Origin of the sequence: Oceaniglobus trochenteri, from assembly GCF_020529025.1 — a bacterium.
GTDB classification, from domain to species: domain Bacteria; phylum Pseudomonadota; class Alphaproteobacteria; order Rhodobacterales; family Rhodobacteraceae; genus Oceaniglobus; species Oceaniglobus trochenteri.
On sequence record NZ_JACNMM010000013.1, the window covers coordinates 61,365 to 83,092 of the forward strand.

The following is a 21,728-nucleotide window of genomic DNA, read 5'->3' on the forward strand; positions in this document are numbered from 1 at the left end:
TGGGCCAGCAGGCCCCGCCTCGGGGTGGTTCAGCCCCGCGCGGCCGCTTCGATCTGGGCGCGCAGCGGGTTCAGGTCGTAACCGCCGCGGGCGGCGGCGGCGATCAGATCATCGGGGGCGGCCTCGGCGGCCTGGCTCAGCGCCCAGACGACCGACGAGCGCATCCCAGAACGGCAATAGGCGAACACCGGCCCTTCGGAGTCGGCCACTGCGGACCGCTGAACCGCGATGTTGTCGTTGCTCATCGCGCCGCTGATCACCGGGTTGTAGGTGAATTTCAGACCTGCCGCATCGGCCGCCTGGGCCATCACGACGCTGCTTTCGCCCGGGCCGGTCTCTTCATCCGGGCGGTTGCAGATGACAGAGGTGAAACCGGCCTTTTTCAGGGCGGCCATGTCATCGGGTTCGATCTGCCCGGCAACGGCGTAGTCGTCGGTCAAGGTGTTGATCTGCATCGGTATCCTCATTCGGCTGGTGTGGGTGTTGAAAGGCGGGCGCGCAGGTGCGGCGCGGCCCACATACCCAAGGCCATCGCGGCGATAAAGACAAGCCCGCCCAGGCCATTGAAGGTGGAAGCGGCCAGCGCCGGACCGGGGCAGAGGCCCGAAAGCCCCCAGCCCATGCCGAACATCACCGACCCCAGGATCAGGTTGCGCCCCAGCTTCTGTTCGGGCGCTGCGGGAAAGCTGCCGCCCAGCGCGGGGCGGCGGCTCCGGGTCATCATCCAGGCCAGGGCCATGGGCAGGATCGCGCCGCCCATGACGAAGGCCAGCGTCGGGTCCCAAGCGCCGAAGAAATCAAGCCAACCGCGCACCTTCGCGGTATCCACCATGCCGGAAACCAGAAGGCCGGTCCCGAACAGCGCGCCCGAGATTGCAGCAAAGACAAGGCGCATCAGATCACCCCCAGAAGATGGCGGAACAGCACGACAGAAACGGCCCCCGCCCCGATATAGATGCAGGTGGCCACGATCCCGCGCAGGGACAGGCGCGAAATTCCGCAAACCCCATGCCCCGAGGTGCAGCCATTGGCCAACCGCGTGCCAAGCCCCACCAGCAGGCCGGCCCCGATCAGAACCGCGAAATTGCCTGTCAGATGCGTGTCGGGCGCACCCGTCACCAGCACGATCAGGGCGGGCAGGCCGATCAGCCCCGCCAGAAAGGCCAGCCTTTCGCGCGCCTGCGCCCCGGCCGATCCGTCGATCAACCCGCCGACGATCCCCGAGGCACCCATGATCCGCCCGTTCACCAAGAGGTAAAGCGCCCCCGCACATCCGATCAGCCCGCCGCCAAGCAGGCCCAGTATCCAGTCTTGTGGCATATCCGTTCCTAGAGTTTGTTGAGCGGCAGTTTCAGCATGACATCGCCCTTTGCATCGGGCGGCGGCATCTGACCGGCGCGCATGTTGATCTGAAGCGAGGGCAGGATCAGCTTGGGCATGCCCAGTGTCGCGTCACGCTCCTGCCGCATCCTGACGAAATCGGCGCCGCTGCGCCCGGCCAGGTGCACGTTCTTTTGCTTCTGCGCGCCGACGGTGGTTTCCCAGGCGTATTCCTCGCGTCCGGGGGCCTTGTAATCGTGGCAGACGAAGATTCGGGTGTCGTCGGGCAGGGCCAGGATCTTCTGGATCGAATCGAACAGCACCTCGGCCGAGCCGCCGGGAAAATCGCAGCGCGCCGTGCCGAAGTCGGGCATGAACAGCGTGTCGCCCACGAAGGCCGCGTCTCCGATCACATAGGTCAGGCAGGCAGGCGTGTGGCCGGGCGTGTGCAGGACATCGCCGCGCAACTGCCCGATGTGAAAGCTGTCGCCATCCTTGAACAGCGCGTCGAACTGCGAACCGTCGCGCTGAAACTCGGTGCCTTCGTTGAAAACCTTGCCGAAGGTATCCTGCACCACGGTGATCCGGTCGCCGATGCCGATCTTGCCGCCCAGCCGCTGTTGCAGGTAGGGCGCGGCCGAAAGGTGATCGGCGTGGACATGGGATTCGAGGATCCATTCCACCCGCAGCCCTTCGGATTCGACATGGGCGATGATCCGGTCGGCCGAGGCGGTATCGGTGCGCCCCGAGGCATGGTCGAAATCAAGGACGGAATCGATGATCGCGGCGGAATCGCCCGCCGGGTCGCGCACGACGTAGGAGATGGTGTTGGTGGCTTCGTCGAAAAAGGCTGTAACCTGCGGCTGCATGGCGTGGCTCCCTCTGGTTTCCCCTAGTGTAGGGGTGGCGGTGATATATTGCAATCTTGATATGTTTGTGACGCCGCGCTAGAAGGGGGCATGACCCAGACCGCCCCCGATCTTGTCGAAATGGCCGATGCCGCCCAGCAGGCCGCCGCCGCCATGCGCGCCCTGTCCAATCCTTCGCGGCTTTTGATCCTGTGCAAGCTGGTCGAGGGGCCGGCCAGTGTCGGGACGCTGGAACAGGCGCTGGGGCTGGGGCAGGCCTATGTTTCACAGCAACTGGCCCGCCTGCGCCAGGATGGCGTGGTCGGCGCCACCCGCAAGGGGCGGACGGTGGTCTATGCGCTGAAAGACCCGCGCATCACGCCGGTGCTGATCGCGCTTCATTCCGCCTATTGCCCCCGCTGATCGTGAATTTCACACCAGCGTCACACAACCTGTGGTAGAGTTGACCTTGCGGAAGGCTGTTGCCCCCAAGGGAACGGCCAGGGAACGCCGCACCGGGAAATTGCCACAGCCACAAAGGGGGAAATGCCATGCTGGAATCACGTGCCGCAACCGTCGAACGCCTGTTCACCGACATTGCCCAATCGCGGGATACGGGGCAGGGTTTGCGCCGGCGCATCGCTTCGCTGCGGGCCTGCGGGCTTGCCTCACCGTCCGAAATCGCGCGGCTGGAACGGGCACTGGAAACCCGCCAGTCCGAGGACATGTGGGACAACGTGCCCGTCTGAACCGGTCAGATTTTCTGCTGGGTGTGGCGGCGCAGCTCGGCCCGGGCCACCTGGCGGCGATGCACGGCGTCGGGCCCGTCGGCCAGGCGCAGGGTGCGCAGGTTGCACCACTGACGGGCCAGGGGGGTATCCTGTGATATCCCCTCGGCGCCGTACATCTGCACCGCCTGATCGGTGATCTTCAGGGCGATCGTCGGCGCCACCACCTTGATCTGCGAAATCCAGGGGGCGGCGGCGCGGGGGTCGCCCTGATCCATCATCCAGGCCGCCTTGAGACACAGCAGACGCGCCTGTTCGATCTCCATCCGCGCCTCGGCGATGTGATCGAAATTCGCGCCAAGCTGGGCCAGCGGCTTGCCGAAAGCCTCGCGCGCAAGCGAGCGGCGGCACATGAGCTCCAGCGCACGCTCGGCCTGGCCGATGGCCCGCATGCAGTGATGGATGCGCCCCGGCCCAAGCCGCCCCTGTGCAATCTCGAACCCCCGCCCGAGGCCAAGCAGCAGGTTTTCCCTTGGCACCCGCACATCGGTGAATCGGATGTGGTAATGCCCGTGGGGCGCGTCGTCGTGGCCATAAACCTGCATCGGGCGCAGTTTCTCGATGCCGGGGCTGTCGGCAGGCACCACGATCATCGAATGGCGCTGGTGTTTCGGGGCGTCGTCGCCTGCCGTGCGCACCATGACGATATAGACCGCACAGCGCGGATCGCCCGCGCCGGTCGCCCACCATTTTTCGCCATTCAGAACATAGCAGTCACCCTCGGCCACGCAGGACATGGCGATATTGGTGGCGTCGGAACTGGCGACATCGGGTTCTGTCATCAGATAGGCGCTTCGGATGTCGCCGTTCAGAAGGGGGGCAAGCCAGCGCTCCTTCATCTGTGCCGTGCCGTGGCGTTCGAAAACCTCCATGTTGCCGGTGTCGGGGGCATTGCAATTGAAGACCTCGGCAGCAAGATGGGATTTGCCCATCTCCTCGGCCAGATAGGCATATTCGACGGTGGACAGGCCCAGCCCCCGGTCGCTGTCGGTCAGCCAGAAGTTCCACAATCCCCGCTCTTTCGCGCGGGCCTTCAGCCCCTCCAGAATCTCGGTCTGGCGCGGGGTGAACTGCCAGCGGTCGCCCACCTGAACCTCGGCCAGGTATTCGGCATCAAGGGGCGCGATGTCGTCGCGCACCATGTCGCGCACCGCCGACAACAGGGGCGCGAGGCGTTCGGTGGGGCCAAGGGACATGGTCATGTGTCGAACCTTCTGCTGGGTTTGCGCATCCTGACCGCAACGGCGGGCGGGATCAATCGAGGGATTGCGTCGCGGGGCGGTGCCGCTACTAATTGCGCCATGACCGCAAGCCATCCCTCCACCCCCGAAGACCTGGGCGACTGGATCGCCGCCGAGATGCCGCAGATCGGACAGGTGCGCCGGATCGTGAAATTCCCCGATGGGCAATCGAACCCCACCTACCGGATCGAGGCCGAAGGCGGGCGGTTCGTGCTGCGGGCCAAGCCGCCGGGCGACTTGCTGAAATCGGCGCATATGGTCGACCGGGAGTATCGCGTGATGGCCGCTTTGGCGCAAACCGATGTGCCGGTGCCGCCCATGCTGCGCCTTATGCCGGACGGGGCGCCGCCTCTGGGGCGGGCGTTTTTCATCATGGGCCATCTTGACGGGCGCATCTTCTGGGACCCGGCGCTTCCCGACCTGAAGAGCGAGGAGCGCGGCGCGATCTTCGATGCCATGAACGATGTGCTGGCGCGCCTGCACAGTGTCGATCCGGTGGATATCGGGCTTGGTGATTACGGTCGGCCGGGCAACTATTTCGCCCGCCAGACCGATCTCTGGGCCCGCCAATACGCCGCCAGCGCGATTGAACCGCTGCCCGACATGGCGCATCTGGCGCAGTGGTTGCAGGATGAATTGCCGCCCGATGACGGGCAGGTGGCGCTGGTGCATGGCGATTACCGGATGGACAACATGATCTTCGCCCCCGATGCCCCCCGCGTCATCGGTCTGCTCGACTGGGAGCTGAGCACGCTGGGCCACCCGCTTGCGGACCTGGCCTATCAATGCATGCAATGGCGGCTGCCCCATGATGGCGGAATGCGCGGGCTTGGCGGGCTGAACCGGCACGATCTGGGCCTGCCGGACGAGGCCGACTATGTCGCGGCCTATTGCAAACGGCGCGGCCTTGGCCCTATCGACAACTGGACCTTCTATCTGGCCTTTTCCTTTTTCCGGCTGGCGGCCATTCTGGAAGGCGTGGTGGCGCGGGCGCGGTCGGGCAATGCGTCTAATCCCGCGACGGCGAAACTTTATGCCGGGTCGATCCCGGTTCTGGCGCAGATGGCGGCGCGGCTGACGCGCGAAGGGGCTTAGGCGATGCAGATCGACATGGAACGACAGGGCGATGTGGCGGTGATCCGGTTTGCCAACCCGCCGCTGAACGCCCTGGACAAGGCGACGCGCGGCGCGCTGAAGGCGGCGCTGGACGATGCCCTGTCCATCGCCGAGGTGCGCGCCATCGTCCTTGCCGCCCGTGGCGACGATTTCTGCGCCGGCAGCGACGAAACCACGGGCGGCGCGGCGCCCAGCCTGGGCGATCTGTGCCTTGCCATCGAGGGCGCGCAAAAGCCGGTGATCGCGGCGCTTTCCGGCGCGGTTCTGGGCGATGGCATCGACCTGGCGGCGGCCTGTCACTATCGCGTCGGGCGCCGCGATCTGCGGCTGGGGGCGCCGGGCATCCGGCTGGGCCTGCCGCCCTCGGGCGGGGCGACCCAGCGGTTGCCGCGCCTTGTGGGGGGCGGCGCGGCGCTGTCGCTGCTGCTGGGGGGCAGGGCGCGCCCCGCGATGGAGGGGTTTCTGGATGCGCCCCTGGCCGAGGATGCCGTCTCGGCCGCGCTGGCCATGGCGGCCCGTCATCTGGCCCCGCGCCCGACCGCGACGCGCAGCCAGGCCAGGGGCGATTTCATGGGGTTCATGAAGGCGGTGGCCAAGGCCCGCGCCGCCAGCGAAGGATCACCGCTGGACGCACCCGAGCGGATCATCGCCTGTGTCGAAGGTGCGCTGATCCTGCCCTTCGAAACCGGGTTGGAGATGGAGCAGGCCGCCTATGCCGATTGCCTCGCGGATCCGGCGGGCCAGGCCCTGCGCCACATGGCCCGGGCCGAGGTTGCGGCCGCCCGCTGGCCGCTGGCCACTGGCGGGCGGGCGCGCACCGTCGCGCGTGTGGCGATCACCGGCGGCACCGCGCGGGCAGGGGAACTGGCGCTGGTCTGTCTTGATGCCGGGCTTGAGGTACTGCTGGTGGAACTGGAGCCCGAGGGCCAGGCGGCGGTTCTGGAACGGCTGCTGGATCTTTATGACGATGCCGTGGCCCGGGGCACCCTGGGCGAGAAGGAACGCGATGCACGCCTTCTGCGGGTTCAGCCCGAGGCCACCTTCGACGACCTGGGCAGCGTTGACGTGATATGGGAGGCGGGGCCGGACGATCCGGTGCTCAAGCGCGAGATCTGGTCGGCCATCGGCCTTCTGGCGCGCCCCGGCGCCCTGCTTCTGGCGGCGGGCGACGTGATCGCGCCCGAAACGCTGGCCGAACTGGCCGAACGCCCCGAAGACCTGATCGGCGTGCAGATGCCCGGCCCGGCCCACCTGGCCAGCCTGGCCGAGCTTCTGCCACCGCCGCACTGTTCGCCCGATACCGTCGCCACCGCGCTGTCGCTGATGCGCCGGCTGCATCGTCAGCCCGTGCTGGGCATCGCCGCGCCGGGCGGCCTGGTGCAACACCTGACCCAGACCCTGCAACAGGCGATCGAGGCGCTGCTGATCGGCGGGCACAGCGGTGAAACCATCGACCAGGCGCTGAGCGATTACGGCTTCCGGCGGGCGCATTGCATCCTGATGGACGCCCGGGGGCTTGACCATCTGCTGGCCCACCGCCAGGCCCTGCGCGGCGACGACAGCCCGCAGATGGCGCTTCTGGATGCATTGGTCGACAGCGGGCTGACGGGCCGCGCGGCGGGGGCCGGACTGTTCACCTGGCGCGATGGCGCGCCCGAGGACGAACCCCCCGAAAGCCGCGCGGTGATGGAGGCGCTGGCCCAGTCCGGCGTGCCCTGCGCCAGGGACGTGACGCGCGCCGATATCGCCCATCTCTGCGCTGCGGCCCTGGCCAACGCGGGGGCGGCCCTGCTGGACGCCGGCGCCGTTGCCCATGCCGCAACCATCGACGTGGCCGCCGTTCACGCGCTTGGCTTTCCGCGTTGGCGGGGCGGGCCGATGATGGCCGCCGACAGCCGCGGCCTTGTCCGGGTCGAACGTGACATTGCCGCCATCGGCTCCGACACGCCGGTTTCGCCGCTGTTTTCCGATTGCATCAAGAACGGCAGGGCGCTGGCGGGCCGCTAGGCCAGGAAGATCCCGACAACCACCAGCATCAGCCCCAGCACCGACAACAAGAGCGCGCCCATGTTCACCGCCATCAGCTTTTGCAGGCGGGCGCGCATCTCGGCGTCTTCGGCGCCCGAGCGGCGGATGCGCACCGCGCTGACGATGCACCAGATCAGGCCGCAGAGCCCGACCAGGGATAGGGCCGCGCCGCTCCAGATTACGCTGTCCATGGGGTTCCTTTCGCTCTGGCTGTTGCGCAATCCCCTAGACGATCCGCCGAATGCACGCAATCGCGCCGTCGGACTTGCGGCGATGGCGACTGAAAGCTAGTCATCTGGCAAAACCACAATATCAAGAGGCCCAAGATGAGCGACATGCCCCCCCCCGAAACCTCCGGCCCCGACAGCAACTACCGCGTGACGGCGGACGAACTGCGCCAGTTCATCGAACGTTTCGAGCGGCTGGAGCAGGAAAAGAAGGACATCACGGAAGCCCAGAAAGAGGTGATGGCCGAGGCAAAGGGCCGTGGCTATGACACCAAGGTCATGCGCAAGATCATCGCCCTGCGCAAGCGCGACAAGGACGACATCGCCGAGGAAGAGGCGGTTCTGGAAATGTACATGGAAGCCCTTGGCATGGCCTGAGGCGATGCGCCGCGCCGGGGCATTCCTGCGCGGCGCGGTGACCGTCCCGCGCTACGGTATCAGCAGGCGGACGCCGGGCAGGGCCTCGATCAGGTCCAGATCCTGTTCATAGGTTTCGGTCATCCGCGCGGCAAGCTCGGGTGTCCAGCCGGGAAGGTCCAGCACCTCGTCCAGCTCATCCTCGACGGCGAACTTGGACAGGAAGGCACCTATCACCCGGCGGCGCGTCATGTCGTTCGCTGGGGGATGCGCCTTCGTATAGGCGCGCAGGCGGCGCAGCCCTTCGGGCGTGATGATCTCGCGCAGCATGTCGAACCCGCCGTGCAGCCCGGCCTCTTCACTGACGCCCCCGACACTGCGCATGATCTCTCCCCACAAAAGCGGCGTATCCTCGTGCGCCCAGACGGTCAGCGGGCAATCGGGGCAGGCGGCGCGGATGTCGCGCACGGTATCCGACCAACGCAGCGCCAGCGGATCGACCCCGGCGATGAAATCACCGAAGGCGTCGGGGCCCTTGTGCAGGTGATGATACAGCGCCGGTACCCAGGTGGCCGGATTGCGCACCGACAGGAACAGGGCCATGGGGCTGTCGGGAAAGATGTTGCGCAGCCAGGCCGCCTTGTGCGCCTTGGGATAGATCCGGTTTTCGGCAAGGCTGGCGGCAGGCATCGAGATGAAGCTGGGGTTGGACAGCACCAGGCGCTCGGGCTCGTCCGACTCAAGCACCGTTTCCAGAACCACGTCGCGGGTATCGGCGCTGGCGGGCGCGCCGCGCAGCTTCAGCATCACCTCCTGCAACACATCGCGATAGCGTCCGGGCCCCGGCACCGCCACGCCAAGTTCGCCAAGGGGGCCGCGATTGCGCAGCAAGGACCGCAGCAACCGATCGGAATCGGTGAAATGCGCGCCCAGATGTAATGCAACGTCCATGTCTCTCCTGACGGTTGCCGATTTCTCTCCGGGGCCGCCCCACCGGCCTGCGAAATACTATAAGCCCTTTGATGGACAGTTAAACTGCAATTCAGTAAAGCGGCGGGGCAATGACCGATCAAAACACTCAGACACCCCGTTGGCTGGCGGGCCTGCGCAGGCGCCCCGACCCGTGGTCGGCGGGCGCCATGGCCATCGCGGCCCTCGTGCTTCTGCCCATCGTCGCCGTCATGGTCCTGGCCCTTCACCCGGCCGAGAACATCTGGCCGCACCTGATTGCCACCACGCTGCCGCGGTATTTCGGCAATACCGTCATTCTGATGGTGGGCACCGGCGCGCTGGCGGGCGCCGTGGGGGCGGGGGCGGCCTGGCTGGTGGTGATGTACCGCTTTCCGGGAGTGCGCTGGCTGGAATGGCTGCTGCTCCTGCCGCTGGCGATCCCGGCCTATGTCAGCGCCTATGCGCTGGTCGATTTCCTGGAATACGCGGGCCCCGTGCAGACGGGGCTGCGTGCGCTCATGGGCTGGCAGTCGGCGCAGGATTACCTGTTTCCCCCGATCCGTTCGCGTGGCGCGGCGATCCTGGTTCTGGCGGCCTCGCTCTATCCCTATGTCTACCTGATGGCACGCACCGGGCTGCGCGAACAGTCGGGCTGTTCCTACGAGGTGGCGCGCGCCCTTGGTGCCGGTCCCTTCGCACGGTTCTGGCGGGTGGGCCTGCCCCTGACCCGCCCGGCCATCGCGGCGGGCATGGCCATCGTGATGATGGAAACCGTGAACGATTTTGGCGTGGTCGAGTATTTCTCGGTCCAGACCCTGACCACCGGCATCTTCACCGTCTGGCTTGAAACCGGCAATGCGGGGGGGGCGGCTCAGATCGCCTGCGTGATCCTGGCCCTCGTGCTCAGCCTCGTGGCGCTTGAGAAGGTCTCGCGCCGCAACTCCCGCTTTCACCGCCTGTCACGCCACACCCGCCGGGTCGAACGGATGCCCCTTGCCGGCTGGCGCGGCTGGCTGGCCACGGCGGCCTGTGGGCTTCCCTTTGCGGTGGGCTTCGTCCTGCCGGTGGCGGTGATCACGGCCCATGCCATCGAAAAGCCCGAGCGCTGGTTCGACCCCGACCTGGGGCTGGCGCTGTGGCATACCCTGGCCACGGGCGGCGCGGCGGCGGTGTTGACGGTCATGGCGGCGCTGTTCATGGTCTACGGCGTGCGGCTGACGGGGCGGGCATTGCCCCGTCTGGTCCTGCCGGTGACGACCATCGGCTATGCCGCGCCGGGCGCCGTGCTGGGGCTGGGCATCATGATTCCTCTGGCGGCCTTCGACAACAGGCTGGCCGACGGCATCCTGGCGCTGACCGGCTTCGATCCGGGGCTGATGCTGACCGGCACTGCCTCGGCCATCGTCTTTGCCTATGTCGTGCGCTTCTTCGCCATCGCCCAGGGGGCGGCGGATGCGGCCATGGGGCGCGTATCGCCCAGCCTGCCGATGGCGGCGCGCGCCCTTGGCCAGACAGCGGGCGGCACCCTGCGCGCGGTCTATCTGCCGCTGATCCGCGGATCGGTGGGCACCGCGCTGCTGCTGGTCTTCGTGGATTGCGTCAAGGAACTGCCCGCGACGCTGCTGTTGCGGCCCTTCAACTACAACACCCTGGCCACCCGCGTGCACGAACAGGCCTCGCTGGAACGTATCGGCGAAGCCTCGCCTGCCGCCCTTCTGGTGATCGCGGTGGGGCTGGCCGCTGTGGCGATCCTGGCGCGCGCCAACCGGGGCTGAGGCGGGCGAACCCGCCCCCTCTTTCTTGCTTCAAATACTCAATTCCGCCGCTTCAGCGGGCGGGGCGGGTTGCGGCGGCGATCCACAGCGCCACCAGTGCGAACGACAGAAGCGCGTTCCAACCGGCCATGGAAAGGCCGAAAAGCTGCCAGACGATTTCATCGCACATCACCAGGGTTTCGGGGATGTCGGTCGACAGAAGATCACTGCCCGACAGGCCTGAAAGGCTCGACCCACCCCCGGTGCAGGAACTGGGGCCGGGCCAGAACTTCCACTCGACCCCGGCATGAAACACGCCGATGGCGGCCGTGGCGAAGGCCGCCAGCGCGCCCAGAACCGCGACCACGGCGCGTGGCCAGAGATAGCCCACCACCCCCAGCACGATCGCGATGGCATGGGGCCAGCGCTGCCAGAGACACATGGTGCAGGGCGCATAGCCAAGGCTCTGGAACAGGAAGGCGCCGCCCAGCAGAAGGGCGGATCCGCCCGCGGCCATCAGGATAAGGTGTCGTCTGTTCATAGGAATTTCACCAGGTAGAAGCTGCCCAGCAGCACGATGACAAAAAGCGAGAACATCAGCCCCAGCCGCCGTTCGATGAAATCGCGGATCGGCGCGCCGAATTTCCACAGAAGCGCGGCAACGATGAAAAACCGCAACCCCCGCGACACGATGCTGGCAACGATGAACACCGGCAAGGACAGGGCAGTGCTGCCCGAAAGGATGGTGATGACCTTGAAGGGGAAAGGCGTGACCCCGGCGATCAGGACCGCCCAGGCGCCCCAGGCGTTGTAGCGCGCCGAGAAGTCGTCGAAATAGACATCCTTGCCGTAGAACTCCAGCACCGGCCGCCCGACGCTTTCAAACAGGCCCGCCCCGATCCAATAGCCCAGAAGCCCGCCCAGCACCGAAGCCACCAGCGCAATGCCGGCAATCAGCCAGGCCCGCGAGGGGCGCGCCAGGATCATCGGGATCATCAGGACATCGGGCGGGATCGGAAAGACCGAGCTTTCCAGGAAGGCCACGATGGCCAGCGCCCAGAGCGCATGGCGGCTTTCGGCAAGGCCCAGCACCCAAGTGTACAGCGATCTCAGCATTCGGCGCGGCCCCGGCATGATTTTCGCCCCTTGCACCACGCAGGGCGGGCGGCGTCAACTGCGCCGATGACGCGGAACGGATTGCCCTTGTCGGGGGTTGCGATAGGATCGGGACAAACGGAGGACAGCCGATGCAATGGCGGGGACGACGCACAAGTCGCAACATCGAGGACCGGCGGCGCATGTCGGGCGGCAAGGCGGCAGGCGGAATCGGCGGGCTTGGCCTGATCGCGGTTCTTGCCATCGGGTATTTCCTTGGCATCGACGTGACCCCGCTTTTGCAGGGCGCCGCGCCGGTCCAGCAGGGCGGGGGTGAGATTACTCGCGCCGACGAAGAGGCGGCCGAGTTCGTGTCGGTCACCCTGGCCGACACCGAAGAGGTCTGGGCCGAGCTGTTCCGCGCCCAGGTGGGCGAGGCCTATCAGCCGGCCACGCTGGTTCTGTTCAAGGGCGTCACCCAAAGCCCCTGTGGCGGTGCCTCGGGCGCGACGGGGCCCTTCTACTGCCCGTCCGACAAGAAGGCCTATATCGACACCGCCTTCTTCACCACGCTGTCGCAGCGCCTTGGCGCGGGGGGCGATTTTGCCGCCGCCTACGTGGTGGCCCATGAGATCGCCCACCATGTGCAGAACGAACTGGGCATCCTGGGGCAGGCCAACCGCATGCGCGCCCAGGCCAGCGAGGCACAGAGCAACGCGATCTCGGTCCGGGTCGAGCTTCAGGCCGATTGCTATGCCGGGATCTGGGCCCGCCATGCGGATCGGAAGTTCGACAGCCTCGACCCCGGTGACGTGGCCGAGGCGATGAACGCCGCCAAGCAGATCGGCGACGATACCCTGCAACGCAACGCCGGGCGCGTTCCCGCGCCCCATACCTTTACCCATGGCACCTCGGAACAGCGGCAACGCTGGTTCGAACGCGGGTTCGAAAGCGGCGACATGACGCAATGCGATACTTTCAGCGCCAACAGGCTGTGAGCATGCGTTTTTCCCTTTTCCCCGGCGCGCGTGCGCTGTAAACCGCCCCTGTCCGATGGTGCAGCACCGCGCCCGGGCCCGAGTGGCGGAATGGTAGACGCAGGGGATTCAAAATCCCCCGCCGCAAGGCGTGCCGGTTCGAGTCCGGCCTCGGGTACCATTTGATTTCATTGCGAAAATTGTGGGGGTTTTTGATTTCCTCACAACCTCTGACCTCCATTTGTAGCACAGGCTGTAGCACGTTCTTGTTCCGGCCCTGTTCTGTTCCAGGGCGATCACTTTCGTTTTTCCTGGGCTTGTTTCGATAGCTTTTTACGATTCGCGCGGCTTCGGTATTTCTGGACCATCTCCAGCGTCTTGTGTCCGGTGACGGCCTGGATCTCGGCGTCGGAGCATCCGGCCTCGGCCAGGGCGACAGCCGCGGTGAAGCGCCAACCGTGCATGACGTAGGGCCGCGCCCTGTCGCCCAAGGTATCGCGCACCCGGCGGAACGCTTTCTCGACGGCATCATACCCCAACGGCTCGGTCAGGTTCTTGGCCAGGATGTAGCGGCCCGACCGGGGCAGGGTGGCAAGGTAGCGGCGCAGGGCGGGCGGGCAGAACACCCACAAACGTTCGTTGGTCTTGTCCTGCTGGACGGCCATGTATTCGCCGTCAAAGTGTTCCCACATCATGCCCGCCAAATCACCGGGGCGCTGACCGGTGCCTGTACCAAGATGGAATGCCGTCAGCGCCACAGGTTCATCGGTGCAGGCCTTCAGCCATGCCGTTTGCAGCCATGTCGGCCACGGCTCCCATCCCTTCTGGGCGCCGAACAGCTTGATCCCATCGGCGGGATTGTCCTTGATCCAGTCCAGTTCCTTGCGGGCATAGTTCAGCAGGATGCGCAGCACCTGCACGTTGAGGTCAGCCTTGCGCGGCCTGTCCTGGTACTTTTCATGGATCGCGCGCACCTGAGCCCGCGTCACCTTGCGCACGTCCTTGTCGCCGTTCTTGGCGAGCAGGTCCTCGATCACTGGATCGTATTTTCGGCGGGTGCCCTGGGCCAGTGCGCGATAGCGCCGGGTCGCACGGTAGGAGGCCACCAGCGCCGCCCAGCTGGTGCGCGGCACCTCCTTCAGCACCGGCGCGGTGCCGCCCCGGATCGCCCAATAGGCGGTGTCAAACTCGGGGCTGTCCTCGGTGCCGGGCAGAGGGAGGTATCGGTTGCGCAGCTTGCCGTTCTCGCGCCACTGCAGGCGATAACACAGCTTGCCGCGCACGGTGACGACATAGGGCTTGCGCTGTTTCCTCACAGTTCCAGATCCTCTTTCGGCTTCGGTGCGTGACCCCTCATGATGGCCTCGACCGTCGCCATTTCCCAGCGCTCATATCCGTGCAGGCGGATCGGCGGGGGCAGGGCGCCGGCCGCCACCAGCGCCCGAAACTCTGCCGGGCGCATATCCAGCAGCCGTGCCGCCGTCCTGTCGCTTGCAAAGAGTGGTTGCTGCGCGCCCATGGGTCAGTCCTTCCGTTGATTGCGAGTGTTCGGCATGGTCAGTTGTCCTCGCCGAGGAAGACCAGGACGCGCCGGAAGGCTTCGGGTTCGGTGTCTCGGATTGTGTCGATCAGCCGCCTTTGCCGCGAAGCGTGAAGCTCCTCCTTGCGGCGACGGTTGATCTGCCCTCGCTTGGTCTGAACGATGGTGAGGGCGGCCTTCTTCCACCGCAGCGCGGATCTGGTGCGGATCTTCAGCCTTGCGTCGGCGCAGCCGAATTCCTCCATTTCCTCCAGCCGGGTTTCGATGGCCGTTACCGCCTTGCAGAGATAGGCAAAGGCATCGTCGCAATCGTCCTCGGTCCGGATGTCGTCGACCGTCCAGCCCGGGGCGATCTCAACGATGGGAATCTCGATCTCGTCCGCGTGGGTGGTCATTGTGTGCCCCTCTGCTGCGCCAGGTAACGCCGATAGTCGGGGTCGTGGTGGTCGGGCAGCAAAGCGGCGCTAGCGATCTTCTGGCACTCGGCAAGGCTCTGGTTCAGCCTGATCCGTTCCAGTGCGTCCCGCATCTCATCGCGCTCGGCGCGAAGGTGTCCTATGGCCTCGGCGTCCGCTTGGGCGGCAGTGCGTAGTTGATCGCGCTCAATCATCAGGGCCCGGATGGCATTGGCTGTCGTCAGCGCAGATTGCGAGGAATGAAACCACGCGAGCGATGCGTCTGTTCTGCCCGTGTCTTTGTGGGCTTGGAGGATCATATGGCATTCCGCCGCCTTTTCGGTGCGCTCGGCAATGATTTCGTTGATCGCCGCTGCGCTGGTGTCTGGTGTCGTGGTCATGCTGCTATCCTCTCTCTCGCGTAGTCGCCCCACTGTTCAGCGGCGGCGTTCATCATCCCCGGATAGGACCGGCTGCGCAGGCGGGCGCGATCCGGGCCGGGGGTCATGCGGTGCACGGCGTTCCAAGCCTTCCATTCGTCGCTGTCGCGTTCTGGTTCCGGCAGGCGGTCCGTCTCGGACAGCGCGGGCAGGCCGCGCAGATACCAGCCGGTGTTCTTGTAGGCCGGTTCGCCGAACCAGAAGGGTTGGACCATCTGCGGTTTCGGCAGGTCGGGCGGCATCCGGTCGCGCGCCAGGTCGTTCATCTCGGGGTTCTCGATGGCAACCCGTTCGATTGGTGCCGCCCAGCAGGCGGTGAAAATTGACACGCCCTCTTCGAACTCGGCCCGCATGTCGGCCCAGGTGCGCCCCTGCGGCAGTTGCTTGGGCGGGGTCCATTTGCCGGGGCCGGACATCCACCGCCGCCCCGATCGGCAAAGCCGGGTGCAGGGTGGGTGCATCACGGCCAGCAGATCCCAGCCATCCTCCAGGATTCCATCGCGGATGTCGCATCGGATGTGCCGGTTGCTGCCGTCCTCGGCGGCCTCGATGTCGCAGGACCAGACATCATGGCCCCGCGCGGCAAAGGCGCGCCGGGCGATGCCGCTGGTTTCGCAGCCGATCAGGATGCGCATCACAGCACCCCGCCCGGCATCTGGTCCCAGGTGCGGCCGTCCAGCAGGCGCCCGGCAACTTTCTTGCCGACGCATTCGAGAGCTGCGGACCCGCCGAAAAGATCAATCATGCGCGGGTAGTGGTGGGTTCTGGTAACGTACTTTCCGCCCGCGTCGGCAATAGCATATTTCCCGGGTCTGCCGCTTGGCTTTGGTCGGGCTAGCGCCCATTCCCCCCATTGCTTGAAGAAAAACGGCACCCCGGCGGCAACGCACTGATCGCGGATCGAGCGCGCCCAGTCGGGATGCATCGGGCGGGCGTTCGGGCCGCTTTCGCCGCCGGTGATGATCCAGTTAACGCGGGGGCGAACGCCGTGCGACGAGCCTCCCCCGGCTTCGGCGCTGAAATCGGCAGCCCAGTAAATCTCGCGTAGCCATGGCACCATATCCACCGGCCCCAACAGCGGTTCCGCGCTCACGAAGCGCACCGCCGCCGGGGTGGCCAGCAGGTCAGGGATGCGTTCGTCGGCGCGGGTCTGATCCTCGGCAGAGACGCCGAGCCAGACGTTGGGGAGGGGCCATTCGCGGGCATGAATATTGGGCTTGTCGAACACCACCGGGCAGCTGGAGCCAGGCTTCTCGATTTCACTCTGGAAGGCGAGATTGAAGGCGCTGTGGCCCAAGCGTCCCGTTGGGCGGCAACGCATATATTCCCGCATCCGATCCGCCCGCTTGGTCAGCACCTGGAACGTGTGCTGCGGACACATCGCCATGACGGCGAACACGCGGTCAATCCAGTCGTCAGGCACATCCTCGTGGAACAGGTCGCCCATGCTGTTGACGAAATACATCGTCGGCGTGCGGCGTTTCAGCGGGGCCATGAGAGCGGGTTCGTGCAGGTGCACCTTGCCGGTCCAGACCGACCCGCCCTTCGTCCAGCGGGTCAGGCCGTGGTATTGCGGTGTGCCGGGGTTCGACCCCATGCGCCAGGCCGCTTTCATCGCATAGCAGTTGGTGCAGCCGGGGCTGACCACGCTGCACCCCACGATGGGATTCCAGGTCGCCTCGGTCCATTCGATCCGGGTCATTGGCGCTTACCTTTTCGGAGGTGGAGGGGATGTTGGTGCGGAAGCCTGGATCGTCAGGGGGCCGTGGGTCACGTCGGCTTGGCGTCTCCATGGGCCGCAACGCCCGCAGATGCACTCAAGGCGCCAGCGCACGCGAAACAATCCGACGGCACGCCACTCCATGAAGTCACCGCAGATGCAGCGTGGGCTTTCTATCCATCCGGCTGAGGTCATTGGCGCGGCTCGCACATCGGGGCCGGGTCGTCGTCCCGTGCCGAAAGTTTGTGCTGATCGGCGCCCGGTTTCTGATCGCGGCTGGCAGCGCGCAGGGTGGTGACGATGGCCCGCTCGGCGGGCGTCATGGGGCGGAGGCCGATCATTTGTGCAATCCTTCCTGGTTGGCGGCTTCGTCCTTCGTGGCGGGGCGGGCGAGGCCGTGGGTCTTGCAATAGGCGGCCCAGCCGGTGGGGGTGTGGGCGCGGTAGAAGCCGGTTTTGGCCCATGGGGTGGCATTGGTCTTGGCCATGCGGGTTACTCCGTTGTCGGGGCTGCCAGGTCGATCCGGCGGCGGTGGTGGGCGTAGGTCAGGAAGTCGGGGCGGTGGGCCGGATCGATCCGGCTCCAGGCGATGAACAGGTCTTCGTTGTGGCTGCGCTGGCGTTCGGCGGTTTCGCGCAGGTGCAGGCCCAGGACGGCATGGGCCTCGTTGAAGGCATAGGCCTCGACCAGCTGCAGGACGGCATGCTGCACCTCGCGCTCGCGCGGGCTGGCCTCGGGGAGGGCGGGTGCTTCGGGCATCGGCCAAACCTGTCGGGGCGGATTTTGAAAAGTGCGGGCCGGGGGAGGGTCCGGCCCGCAAGGTGGCCGCCGGGAGGATGGTGGCGGCGTGGCAATCAGGCGCGCGGCGCGAGATGGTCCATTGCCGGGCGCGGGGGCAGGGACATGAGGCGCTGGCGGGCCAGCATCACGTGGTCGAACCGGGCCGAGCGGGTGAGGATGGTTTCGCAGGCGTCGCGCTGTGCTCTGCTGGCCGCGTAGGGGCGGGTGAGCGTGGCCATGGCACGGCGGATGGCGCGCTGGCGCAGCAGCTCGGCCCGGGCGGCGGTGAGCCAGCGGGTGCAGGCCTCGGGCAGGGTGGGGGCCTCGGCTGTCGCGCCCAGGGCCTCGATCATCGTGAGGGGCGGGGCGCCGGTGGCGCCGCAGCGGCCCCGGGCGGCGATGGTGCCGTGGGCATTGGCGGTGTCGGTGACCAGCTGCTGGCGGGCCTCGGGGCCCAGGCGCGCGGCGGCATCGAGGATGGCGGTGAGGCGGTGGATTTCCGGGGTCATAACAGGTTCCTCAGGACGAAAAGGGCGGTGATGATGACGGCGACAAGCTGGATCAGCAGGGCGATTTCCTGGGCGTTCATGGGGAGTTCGCTTCGTCGCGCATGGGGCGGCGGTTCCAGTCGCCCGACGACAGGCTGCACAAGTCGCTGTTCAACCTGTCGATCGCCTTCTGCGTGGCGTTCAACCGGTTCAGCGCGTCGGTTTCGGCAGACCGGGCGGCTTGGGCATCGGCGGCCCGGGCATCGAGGGTTTCCTGATCCTTGACCAGCTGCGCGATGGCCTCGGACAGTTCGGCAGCCACCGCGCCGAGGCTGCGTTTCGCATCGTTCATGATGCTGCTCCTGCGGGTTCGCTGTATTTCAGGGCCATGGCCTTGGTCAGGGTGCTGAGCGCGGTGTCGTGGCGGCGCTGTACCGCGCGGCGGTCGCCTTCGGGCGTTGCGCTATCGCATTCGATGATGTCGGCCGTGGCGCGCAGGAGGTCGGCGGTGGCGGCGCTGTTCAGCGGTTCCAGCGTTGCGGCAAGGGCGGTGATCGCCGTTGCGATGTGGCATTCCGGGGCGGCGCCTGTTTCGAAGGACATCCGGTTGAGCGCATCGCCCAGCTGTCGGGTGATGACACGGATCAGCCGATCGCGGTCTTCGCCCGTGGGGCACTGGATGGGTTTCAGCATCACGCTGCCCTCCGGCCCGGTTGGGCGATGGTCAGGGAGATCGCGCCGTCGAGGAATGCGGCGGCGGCGCTGGCGCAGGCGGTCAGCTGCCCCGAGAGCCGGGTCTGATCGACCCGCCACTCCATCCGCTCATAGGCTTCGTCGCGCAGGCGGTTCAGGATGAAGGGCTGAACCCCGAGATCGGCCAGGACGGACAGGCGGGTCGCGATCTGATCGGCAGCGGGCGCCAGGGAGGCGGTGTCGATCAGGTCGCGGGCCGGGGGTGGGCAGGGTGTGGGGTGCATCGGGTTGACTCCATCGGTGAGGATGGGCCAATTCATTATAGGGATACTTCCCCATGTCAATCAAAAATCGGGAAAAATCCCCACTTTTGAATACGCCGATTGATTCGGGCGGGCATGTTGCGGTGGGCGGATCGCGCCTGTCACAAAGAAAAAACCCGCCATAGGCGGGCTAAGCTTGGGCGCTCTGAAAATCTCGCGGCGAAATCGGGACGATGCCCGCCTTCAAAGTCATCTACAGTGATGAACTGCGCACCTGTTGGCCGACATTCTGTAGCGCCAGCGCAGAGCGGGCCTAAGGGGCTACTGTCGGTGCTATGAGGGATAGGGCGCGGGGGCCCCAAATGGCCGCCGCCATCAAGGCTCCGGTCACAACAAACACAATCTTTGCCATGCCCCATTCGGTAGGAAGCTTCGAAATATCCCGGCTCAAGTCGTCGAAACGTTTCTCGACATGATCAAACCTGACCGCAAATTCGCGTTCAAGTCCTGTGACTTTGGCTTCAAGCAGGGCGAGGCGTGTTTCCATGCCATCAGATGTGCCACCGCCGCCACCGCTTTTCAAGTCCGCAAGCGACGTGCGTTCTACTCGCTCCATATCCTGCGGTCCAATCAGCCTTGGGTATTGTCCGTCATTCGGCATCTTCGTGACCGTCCGTCTTTATCTTGCTTTCGATATCGTCGCGGAAAGCGAAAAGCCTATCAAAACGAGCCTGTGCTTCGCGGATCTCTTCAGGTTTTCCGGACTTTAGCGATAGCGCGATATCGGCAACGACCAGATCATTGTTCGCCAAGGCCTTGAGCCAGCGCCCTATGATCATTTGTCGCTCAAAGGCATCTTCGGTCCAGCTCTCCAAAACGCTAATGCGCTTCTGGAGAACGAGGATTTCTTCATGCAGCTTGGCGATTTCGTCGGTCATCACAGGTCGTCCCCGACCGTGAATATTGGCTGTGCCATCATTTGACATCCCCTCGCGGAGATCCTGATTTCGGCACGCAGAGATACAGATAGTTTATTACGGGCGCAGCAAGGCCGCTTGCGGCCCGGGTCATGCTCTGTGCTTCGGCGCGCTTTCCGTCCTGGGCGCAAATGCGGTCTGCTTCGGCCTGCGCCTCTTCGGAAAAGAAGTCATAGCCCATTTGCTGAATCGTCACGGTCTGCCCGTTGAAGGCCGCGACTGCCGGCGGCGCCTCGCAGCCAGCGCTAAGGCTGACCAATGCGGTGAGGGACGATAGGCGTATCAGGAACATGGCTTCCCCTTCTTTCTTTGCAGCGCCTCGTGCGCAGATAGGTCGATACGAATTGCGAAGGCGGCCTGCTGGTGCATCAGGATCGGCGCGGCCCAGTTGATGGTGCAATCGTACATCGGCGGGTGATCGGCGTGGAAGCTGACCAAGTCGAATAGGCCCTCGGGTTGGCCTTCGCGGCGGCGCACCAGTTTCACCCAAGCCATGCCGTCGGCATCTTCGACCACGCAGCGGGTGCCGATGGCTTCGGACGGTACACCCATGGCAGGGCGGGAATAGAACAGCAGATCGCCGTCGAGATAGGCGGGTTCCATGGAGTTGCCGCAGACCTCGACGCAGGCGAGGCCTTTCGGCGAAAGTTGCGGGGGGCAGGCGACATGATAGAGGCCGTCGCCCTTGGGATAGGAATCGTTCAGAGGCACGCGGGCCCCTGCGCCCACGCGACCGACAACGGCGATAGGATGCGATGTGCGGGAAGGGCTCCCGCGATATTCGATGATGTCGCTGATTGAGAGCCCCAGAAGGTCCGCAATCTTTTGTGCATTGATGGTTTTTGGTGAGCTGGCAGGGTTGGACTGAAGATCGCGAATAAAGGACTCGCTGAGGCCAGCGGCCTTCGACAGCGGTGCGGGCTTGAGCTTCCGTTCCTTCAGCAGTCGCAGAAGGCCAGCAACAAAGGGATCATCGTATTCAGTCATGACGCGGCATATTGGCCTTTCGGCTCTCCGCGGGTGAACCGAGAAATTTCCCCTTGCTAAAATCGGGAAAGTTCCCCATTTCTAATGGCCATGGAACAACTGATCGACGAAATCGAAGGCTATGCCGCCGCTGTGAACCGCTCGCCCGAGGTGATCCTGAGGGCCGCGATCAGTGCCAGTTGGTCGCAATGGGGCAAGTGGAAGGCCGGAACATCCAGCCCGACCATGCGCGTCGTCGACCGCATCCGCGCCTACATGGCCGAGAACCCCGCGCCCGCCGAACAGGAAAGGGGCGCAGCATGAGTGCCGCGCCCCGGTCCGCCTTTCCCTTAATAGCTTCGTTTGATCCCTCACAGGTCAAACATGAGGGCGAGATGCGGAAAAATCTTTCACAAAATCACCGGCGGGCCGATTTTCTGGATTCCCGCCACAAGACACGGTCGCGCAAGGCCTTTGCCGCCATGCTGTGGCGCGCCTTCCCGGGCGACAGTGAGCGCGAGGTGGCGCGGATCGGCGCGCCGGTCCTGGGCGTGTCGGAACGCCAGGTGATCAACTGGCTGCGCTGCGACAACGATGCGGGCGTGTCCTATGTCTTTGCCGTCATGGCGCTGGCCGGTGTCGGTTGGGCGCTGGACCCGATCCGCGGGAGGGCCGCGTGATGCTGGGGCGGATGCGGCTTTACGTGCTGAGCCTGTGGTTCGTGTCGTGGTCGGAAATGGCCGAGCGCCGCCGCGCGCTGTGGG

The 21,728-nt window shown here is 65.7% G+C and carries 35 protein-coding genes and 1 tRNA gene; 10 read left to right on the forward strand and 26 right to left on the reverse strand.

Features of this window, described 5'->3' with window-relative positions:
* Positions 1 to 29 precede the first annotated feature (29 nt).
* The 4 genes from H7828_RS19250 to H7828_RS19265 are packed head-to-tail and all read right to left on the reverse strand — an operon-like array spanning position 30 to position 2,189.
* Positions 30 to 455, reverse strand: a complete 426-nt coding sequence (locus H7828_RS19250) for a protein tyrosine phosphatase family protein (RefSeq protein WP_226782698.1) — start codon at positions 453 to 455, stop codon at positions 30 to 32.
* An 8-nt stretch (positions 456 to 463) separates the two neighbouring features.
* Positions 464 to 895, reverse strand: a complete 432-nt coding sequence (locus H7828_RS19255; protein WP_226782699.1) for a DUF6691 family protein — start codon at positions 893 to 895, stop codon at positions 464 to 466.
* The gene (locus tag H7828_RS19260) at positions 895 to 1,320 is read right to left on the reverse strand and encodes a YeeE/YedE family protein (RefSeq protein WP_226782700.1); all 426 of its coding nucleotides are present in this window, start codon (positions 1,318 to 1,320) and stop codon (positions 895 to 897) included. The genes H7828_RS19255 and H7828_RS19260 overlap by 1 nt, the downstream gene beginning before the upstream one ends.
* Positions 1,321 to 1,328: 8 nt before the next feature.
* On the reverse strand, positions 1,329 to 2,189 hold the full coding sequence (locus H7828_RS19265; protein ID WP_226782701.1) for an MBL fold metallo-hydrolase: 861 nt from the start codon (positions 2,187 to 2,189) through the stop codon (positions 1,329 to 1,331).
* A 90-nt stretch (positions 2,190 to 2,279) separates the two neighbouring features.
* Between H7828_RS19265 and H7828_RS19270 the strand changes: the two genes are divergently transcribed.
* Both H7828_RS19270 and H7828_RS19275 read left to right on the forward strand, forming a co-directional pair.
* Positions 2,280 to 2,591: an ArsR/SmtB family transcription factor gene (locus tag H7828_RS19270; RefSeq protein ID WP_226782702.1), complete on the forward strand. Its 312-nt coding sequence runs from the start codon at positions 2,280 to 2,282 to the stop codon at positions 2,589 to 2,591.
* A gap of 128 nt (positions 2,592 to 2,719) precedes the next feature.
* Entirely contained in the window at positions 2,720 to 2,917 is a 198-nt protein-coding gene (locus H7828_RS19275; RefSeq protein WP_226782703.1) for a hypothetical protein, read from the forward strand.
* Positions 2,918 to 2,922: 5 nt separating this feature from the next.
* Here H7828_RS19275 and H7828_RS19280 read toward each other — a convergent pair whose 3' ends face one another.
* Positions 2,923 to 4,158 carry an acyl-CoA dehydrogenase family protein gene (locus tag H7828_RS19280; protein ID WP_226782704.1) on the reverse strand — a complete coding sequence of 412 codons (1,236 nt, stop codon included), beginning with the start codon at positions 4,156 to 4,158 and terminating at the stop codon, positions 2,923 to 2,925.
* On the opposite strand from H7828_RS19280, the gene H7828_RS19285 reads away from it, so the two are divergent.
* Positions 4,159 to 5,292, forward strand: coding sequence for a phosphotransferase (locus H7828_RS19285; protein ID WP_226782705.1), 1,134 nt, complete (start codon positions 4,159 to 4,161; stop codon positions 5,290 to 5,292).
* A 3-nt stretch (positions 5,293 to 5,295) separates the two neighbouring features.
* The gene (locus H7828_RS19290) at positions 5,296 to 7,320 is read left to right on the forward strand and encodes a 3-hydroxyacyl-CoA dehydrogenase NAD-binding domain-containing protein (RefSeq protein WP_226782706.1); all 2,025 of its coding nucleotides are present in this window, start codon (positions 5,296 to 5,298) and stop codon (positions 7,318 to 7,320) included.
* On the opposite strand, the gene H7828_RS19295 is transcribed toward H7828_RS19290, so the two are convergent.
* Complete coding sequence (locus H7828_RS19295; protein WP_226782707.1) at positions 7,317 to 7,532, reverse strand: hypothetical protein; 216 nt, start codon at positions 7,530 to 7,532, stop codon at positions 7,317 to 7,319. The genes H7828_RS19290 and H7828_RS19295 overlap by 4 nt on opposite strands.
* 135 nt (positions 7,533 to 7,667) lie before the next feature.
* On the opposite strand from H7828_RS19295, the gene H7828_RS19300 reads away from it, so the two are divergent.
* Complete coding sequence (locus H7828_RS19300) at positions 7,668 to 7,946, forward strand: DUF2312 domain-containing protein (protein WP_226782708.1); 279 nt, start codon at positions 7,668 to 7,670, stop codon at positions 7,944 to 7,946.
* A gap of 51 nt (positions 7,947 to 7,997) precedes the next feature.
* On the opposite strand, the gene H7828_RS19305 is transcribed toward H7828_RS19300, so the two are convergent.
* Positions 7,998 to 8,876, reverse strand: coding sequence for a hypothetical protein (locus tag H7828_RS19305; protein WP_226782709.1), 879 nt, complete (start codon positions 8,874 to 8,876; stop codon positions 7,998 to 8,000).
* A 110-nt stretch (positions 8,877 to 8,986) separates the two neighbouring features.
* Here H7828_RS19305 and H7828_RS19310 point away from each other — a divergent pair, with 110 nt between their 5' ends.
* Positions 8,987 to 10,651, forward strand: a complete 1,665-nt coding sequence (locus tag H7828_RS19310; RefSeq protein WP_226782710.1) for an ABC transporter permease — start codon at positions 8,987 to 8,989, stop codon at positions 10,649 to 10,651.
* 52 nt (positions 10,652 to 10,703) lie between these two features.
* On the opposite strand, the gene H7828_RS19315 is transcribed toward H7828_RS19310, so the two are convergent.
* Together H7828_RS19315 and H7828_RS19320 are read right to left on the reverse strand one after the other, a co-directional pair.
* Positions 10,704 to 11,171 carry a disulfide bond formation protein B gene (locus H7828_RS19315; protein ID WP_226782711.1) on the reverse strand — a complete coding sequence of 156 codons (468 nt, stop codon included), beginning with the start codon at positions 11,169 to 11,171 and terminating at the stop codon, positions 10,704 to 10,706.
* Complete coding sequence (locus H7828_RS19320) at positions 11,168 to 11,746, reverse strand: YqaA family protein (protein ID WP_226782712.1); 579 nt, start codon at positions 11,744 to 11,746, stop codon at positions 11,168 to 11,170. Before H7828_RS19320 ends, H7828_RS19315 begins: the two co-directional genes overlap by 4 nt.
* A gap of 131 nt (positions 11,747 to 11,877) precedes the next feature.
* Between H7828_RS19320 and ypfJ the strand changes: the two genes are divergently transcribed.
* Positions 11,878 to 12,723, forward strand: coding sequence for a KPN_02809 family neutral zinc metallopeptidase (gene ypfJ, locus H7828_RS19325; RefSeq protein WP_226782713.1), 846 nt, complete (start codon positions 11,878 to 11,880; stop codon positions 12,721 to 12,723).
* A 76-nt stretch (positions 12,724 to 12,799) separates the two neighbouring features.
* A tRNA-Leu gene (locus tag H7828_RS19330) sits at positions 12,800 to 12,883 on the forward strand.
* 115 nt (positions 12,884 to 12,998) lie between these two features.
* Here H7828_RS19330 and H7828_RS22950 read toward each other — a convergent pair.
* The 17 genes from H7828_RS22950 to H7828_RS19415 form a co-directional block, all read right to left on the reverse strand.
* The gene (locus H7828_RS22950) at positions 12,999 to 14,018 is read right to left on the reverse strand and encodes a site-specific integrase (protein ID WP_226782714.1); all 1,020 of its coding nucleotides are present in this window, start codon (positions 14,016 to 14,018) and stop codon (positions 12,999 to 13,001) included.
* A complete protein-coding gene (locus H7828_RS19340) occupies positions 14,015 to 14,221 on the reverse strand; it encodes a hypothetical protein (RefSeq protein WP_226782715.1) in 207 nt (68 codons plus the stop codon). Before H7828_RS19340 ends, H7828_RS22950 begins: the two co-directional genes overlap by 4 nt.
* Before the next feature lie 38 nt (positions 14,222 to 14,259).
* Entirely contained in the window at positions 14,260 to 14,637 is a 378-nt protein-coding gene (locus H7828_RS19345; RefSeq protein WP_226782716.1) for a hypothetical protein, read from the reverse strand.
* Positions 14,634 to 15,038 carry a hypothetical protein gene (locus tag H7828_RS19350; RefSeq protein WP_226782717.1) on the reverse strand — a complete coding sequence of 135 codons (405 nt, stop codon included), beginning with the start codon at positions 15,036 to 15,038 and terminating at the stop codon, positions 14,634 to 14,636. Before H7828_RS19350 ends, H7828_RS19345 begins: the two co-directional genes overlap by 4 nt.
* Complete coding sequence (locus H7828_RS19355; RefSeq protein WP_226782718.1) at positions 15,035 to 15,712, reverse strand: hypothetical protein; 678 nt, start codon at positions 15,710 to 15,712, stop codon at positions 15,035 to 15,037. The genes H7828_RS19350 and H7828_RS19355 overlap by 4 nt, the downstream gene beginning before the upstream one ends.
* Positions 15,712 to 16,779, reverse strand: coding sequence for a phage Gp37/Gp68 family protein (locus H7828_RS19360; RefSeq protein ID WP_226782719.1), 1,068 nt, complete (start codon positions 16,777 to 16,779; stop codon positions 15,712 to 15,714). Before H7828_RS19360 ends, H7828_RS19355 begins: the two co-directional genes overlap by 1 nt.
* A gap of 209 nt (positions 16,780 to 16,988) precedes the next feature.
* A complete protein-coding gene (locus tag H7828_RS19365; RefSeq protein WP_226782720.1) occupies positions 16,989 to 17,138 on the reverse strand; it encodes a hypothetical protein in 150 nt (49 codons plus the stop codon).
* Positions 17,135 to 17,284: a hypothetical protein gene (locus H7828_RS19370; RefSeq protein WP_226782721.1), complete on the reverse strand. Its 150-nt coding sequence runs from the start codon at positions 17,282 to 17,284 to the stop codon at positions 17,135 to 17,137. Before H7828_RS19370 ends, H7828_RS19365 begins: the two co-directional genes overlap by 4 nt.
* A gap of 5 nt (positions 17,285 to 17,289) precedes the next feature.
* Positions 17,290 to 17,556, reverse strand: coding sequence for a hypothetical protein (locus tag H7828_RS19375; protein WP_226782722.1), 267 nt, complete (start codon positions 17,554 to 17,556; stop codon positions 17,290 to 17,292).
* 95 nt (positions 17,557 to 17,651) lie between these two features.
* Positions 17,652 to 18,086 (reverse strand): hypothetical protein, encoded by a 435-nt coding sequence (locus tag H7828_RS19380; RefSeq protein WP_226782723.1) that lies wholly within the window; start codon positions 18,084 to 18,086, stop codon positions 17,652 to 17,654.
* Between the two features lie 76 nt (positions 18,087 to 18,162).
* Complete coding sequence (locus H7828_RS19385) at positions 18,163 to 18,417, reverse strand: hypothetical protein (protein WP_226782724.1); 255 nt, start codon at positions 18,415 to 18,417, stop codon at positions 18,163 to 18,165.
* Positions 18,414 to 18,761: a hypothetical protein gene (locus H7828_RS19390; protein WP_226782725.1), complete on the reverse strand. Its 348-nt coding sequence runs from the start codon at positions 18,759 to 18,761 to the stop codon at positions 18,414 to 18,416. The genes H7828_RS19385 and H7828_RS19390 overlap by 4 nt, the downstream gene beginning before the upstream one ends.
* Positions 18,758 to 19,042, reverse strand: coding sequence for a hypothetical protein (locus tag H7828_RS19395; RefSeq protein WP_226782726.1), 285 nt, complete (start codon positions 19,040 to 19,042; stop codon positions 18,758 to 18,760). Before H7828_RS19395 ends, H7828_RS19390 begins: the two co-directional genes overlap by 4 nt.
* Before the next feature lie 292 nt (positions 19,043 to 19,334).
* Positions 19,335 to 19,682 (reverse strand): hypothetical protein, encoded by a 348-nt coding sequence (locus H7828_RS19400; RefSeq protein ID WP_226782727.1) that lies wholly within the window; start codon positions 19,680 to 19,682, stop codon positions 19,335 to 19,337.
* The gene (locus H7828_RS19405) at positions 19,672 to 19,959 is read right to left on the reverse strand and encodes a hypothetical protein (RefSeq protein ID WP_226782728.1); all 288 of its coding nucleotides are present in this window, start codon (positions 19,957 to 19,959) and stop codon (positions 19,672 to 19,674) included. The genes H7828_RS19400 and H7828_RS19405 overlap by 11 nt, the downstream gene beginning before the upstream one ends.
* 37 nt (positions 19,960 to 19,996) lie before the next feature.
* Positions 19,997 to 20,290, reverse strand: a complete 294-nt coding sequence (locus H7828_RS19410) for a hypothetical protein (RefSeq protein ID WP_226782729.1) — start codon at positions 20,288 to 20,290, stop codon at positions 19,997 to 19,999.
* Positions 20,281 to 20,985 carry a helix-turn-helix domain-containing protein gene (locus H7828_RS19415; protein ID WP_226782730.1) on the reverse strand — a complete coding sequence of 235 codons (705 nt, stop codon included), beginning with the start codon at positions 20,983 to 20,985 and terminating at the stop codon, positions 20,281 to 20,283. Before H7828_RS19415 ends, H7828_RS19410 begins: the two co-directional genes overlap by 10 nt.
* 90 nt (positions 20,986 to 21,075) lie before the next feature.
* Here H7828_RS19415 and H7828_RS19420 point away from each other — a divergent pair, with 90 nt between their 5' ends.
* Both H7828_RS19420 and H7828_RS19425 read left to right on the forward strand, forming a co-directional pair.
* Entirely contained in the window at positions 21,076 to 21,288 is a 213-nt protein-coding gene (locus H7828_RS19420) for a hypothetical protein (RefSeq protein ID WP_226782731.1), read from the forward strand.
* 71 nt (positions 21,289 to 21,359) lie between these two features.
* A complete protein-coding gene (locus tag H7828_RS19425) occupies positions 21,360 to 21,644 on the forward strand; it encodes a hypothetical protein (RefSeq protein ID WP_226782732.1) in 285 nt (94 codons plus the stop codon).
* Positions 21,645 to 21,728: the final 84 nt, after the last annotated feature.

What these genes read in the sequence shown, in the direction of transcription:
- H7828_RS19405 (WP_226782728.1), bottom strand. Translation starts at nt 19,959, where the DNA reads ATGACCGACGAAATCGCCAAGCTGCATGAAGAAATCCTCGTTCTCCAG.
- H7828_RS19295 (WP_226782707.1), bottom strand. Translation starts at nt 7,532, where the DNA reads ATGGACAGCGTAATCTGGAGCGGCGCGGCCCTATCCCTGGTCGGGCTC.
- H7828_RS19385 (WP_226782724.1), bottom strand. Translation starts at nt 18,417, where the DNA reads ATGAACGATGCGAAACGCAGCCTCGGCGCGGTGGCTGCCGAACTGTCC.
- H7828_RS19255 (WP_226782699.1), bottom strand. Translation starts at nt 895, where the DNA reads ATGCGCCTTGTCTTTGCTGCAATCTCGGGCGCGCTGTTCGGGACCGGC.
- H7828_RS19420 (WP_226782731.1), top strand. Translation starts at nt 21,076, where the DNA reads ATGGAACAACTGATCGACGAAATCGAAGGCTATGCCGCCGCTGTGAAC.
- H7828_RS19350 (WP_226782717.1), bottom strand. Translation starts at nt 15,038, where the DNA reads ATGACCACGACACCAGACACCAGCGCAGCGGCGATCAACGAAATCATT.
- H7828_RS19355 (WP_226782718.1), bottom strand. Translation starts at nt 15,712, where the DNA reads ATGCGCATCCTGATCGGCTGCGAAACCAGCGGCATCGCCCGGCGCGCC.
- H7828_RS19410 (WP_226782729.1), bottom strand. Translation starts at nt 20,290, where the DNA reads ATGTTCCTGATACGCCTATCGTCCCTCACCGCATTGGTCAGCCTTAGC.
- H7828_RS19375 (WP_226782722.1), bottom strand. Translation starts at nt 17,556, where the DNA reads ATGCCCGAAGCACCCGCCCTCCCCGAGGCCAGCCCGCGCGAGCGCGAG.
- H7828_RS19400 (WP_226782727.1), bottom strand. Translation starts at nt 19,682, where the DNA reads ATGCCGAATGACGGACAATACCCAAGGCTGATTGGACCGCAGGATATG.
- H7828_RS19425 (WP_226782732.1), top strand. Translation starts at nt 21,360, where the DNA reads ATGCGGAAAAATCTTTCACAAAATCACCGGCGGGCCGATTTTCTGGAT.
- H7828_RS19270 (WP_226782702.1), top strand. Translation starts at nt 2,280, where the DNA reads ATGACCCAGACCGCCCCCGATCTTGTCGAAATGGCCGATGCCGCCCAG.
- H7828_RS19345 (WP_226782716.1), bottom strand. Translation starts at nt 14,637, where the DNA reads ATGACCACCCACGCGGACGAGATCGAGATTCCCATCGTTGAGATCGCC.
- H7828_RS19250 (WP_226782698.1), bottom strand. Translation starts at nt 455, where the DNA reads ATGCAGATCAACACCTTGACCGACGACTACGCCGTTGCCGGGCAGATC.
- H7828_RS19340 (WP_226782715.1), bottom strand. Translation starts at nt 14,221, where the DNA reads ATGGGCGCGCAGCAACCACTCTTTGCAAGCGACAGGACGGCGGCACGG.
- H7828_RS19310 (WP_226782710.1), top strand. Translation starts at nt 8,987, where the DNA reads ATGACCGATCAAAACACTCAGACACCCCGTTGGCTGGCGGGCCTGCGC.
- H7828_RS19370 (WP_226782721.1), bottom strand. Translation starts at nt 17,284, where the DNA reads ATGGCCAAGACCAATGCCACCCCATGGGCCAAAACCGGCTTCTACCGC.
- H7828_RS19280 (WP_226782704.1), bottom strand. Translation starts at nt 4,158, where the DNA reads ATGACCATGTCCCTTGGCCCCACCGAACGCCTCGCGCCCCTGTTGTCG.
- H7828_RS19260 (WP_226782700.1), bottom strand. Translation starts at nt 1,320, where the DNA reads ATGCCACAAGACTGGATACTGGGCCTGCTTGGCGGCGGGCTGATCGGA.
- H7828_RS19380 (WP_226782723.1), bottom strand. Translation starts at nt 18,086, where the DNA reads ATGACCCCGGAAATCCACCGCCTCACCGCCATCCTCGATGCCGCCGCG.
- H7828_RS19300 (WP_226782708.1), top strand. Translation starts at nt 7,668, where the DNA reads ATGAGCGACATGCCCCCCCCCGAAACCTCCGGCCCCGACAGCAACTAC.
- H7828_RS19315 (WP_226782711.1), bottom strand. Translation starts at nt 11,171, where the DNA reads ATGAACAGACGACACCTTATCCTGATGGCCGCGGGCGGATCCGCCCTT.
- H7828_RS19265 (WP_226782701.1), bottom strand. Translation starts at nt 2,189, where the DNA reads ATGCAGCCGCAGGTTACAGCCTTTTTCGACGAAGCCACCAACACCATC.
- H7828_RS19360 (WP_226782719.1), bottom strand. Translation starts at nt 16,779, where the DNA reads ATGACCCGGATCGAATGGACCGAGGCGACCTGGAATCCCATCGTGGGG.
- H7828_RS19415 (WP_226782730.1), bottom strand. Translation starts at nt 20,985, where the DNA reads ATGACTGAATACGATGATCCCTTTGTTGCTGGCCTTCTGCGACTGCTG.
- H7828_RS19290 (WP_226782706.1), top strand. Translation starts at nt 5,296, where the DNA reads ATGCAGATCGACATGGAACGACAGGGCGATGTGGCGGTGATCCGGTTT.
- H7828_RS19395 (WP_226782726.1), bottom strand. Translation starts at nt 19,042, where the DNA reads ATGCACCCCACACCCTGCCCACCCCCGGCCCGCGACCTGATCGACACC.
- ypfJ (WP_226782713.1), top strand. Translation starts at nt 11,878, where the DNA reads ATGCAATGGCGGGGACGACGCACAAGTCGCAACATCGAGGACCGGCGG.
- H7828_RS19320 (WP_226782712.1), bottom strand. Translation starts at nt 11,746, where the DNA reads ATGCTGAGATCGCTGTACACTTGGGTGCTGGGCCTTGCCGAAAGCCGC.
- H7828_RS19365 (WP_226782720.1), bottom strand. Translation starts at nt 17,138, where the DNA reads ATGATCGGCCTCCGCCCCATGACGCCCGCCGAGCGGGCCATCGTCACC.
- H7828_RS19275 (WP_226782703.1), top strand. Translation starts at nt 2,720, where the DNA reads ATGCTGGAATCACGTGCCGCAACCGTCGAACGCCTGTTCACCGACATT.
- H7828_RS19305 (WP_226782709.1), bottom strand. Translation starts at nt 8,876, where the DNA reads ATGGACGTTGCATTACATCTGGGCGCGCATTTCACCGATTCCGATCGG.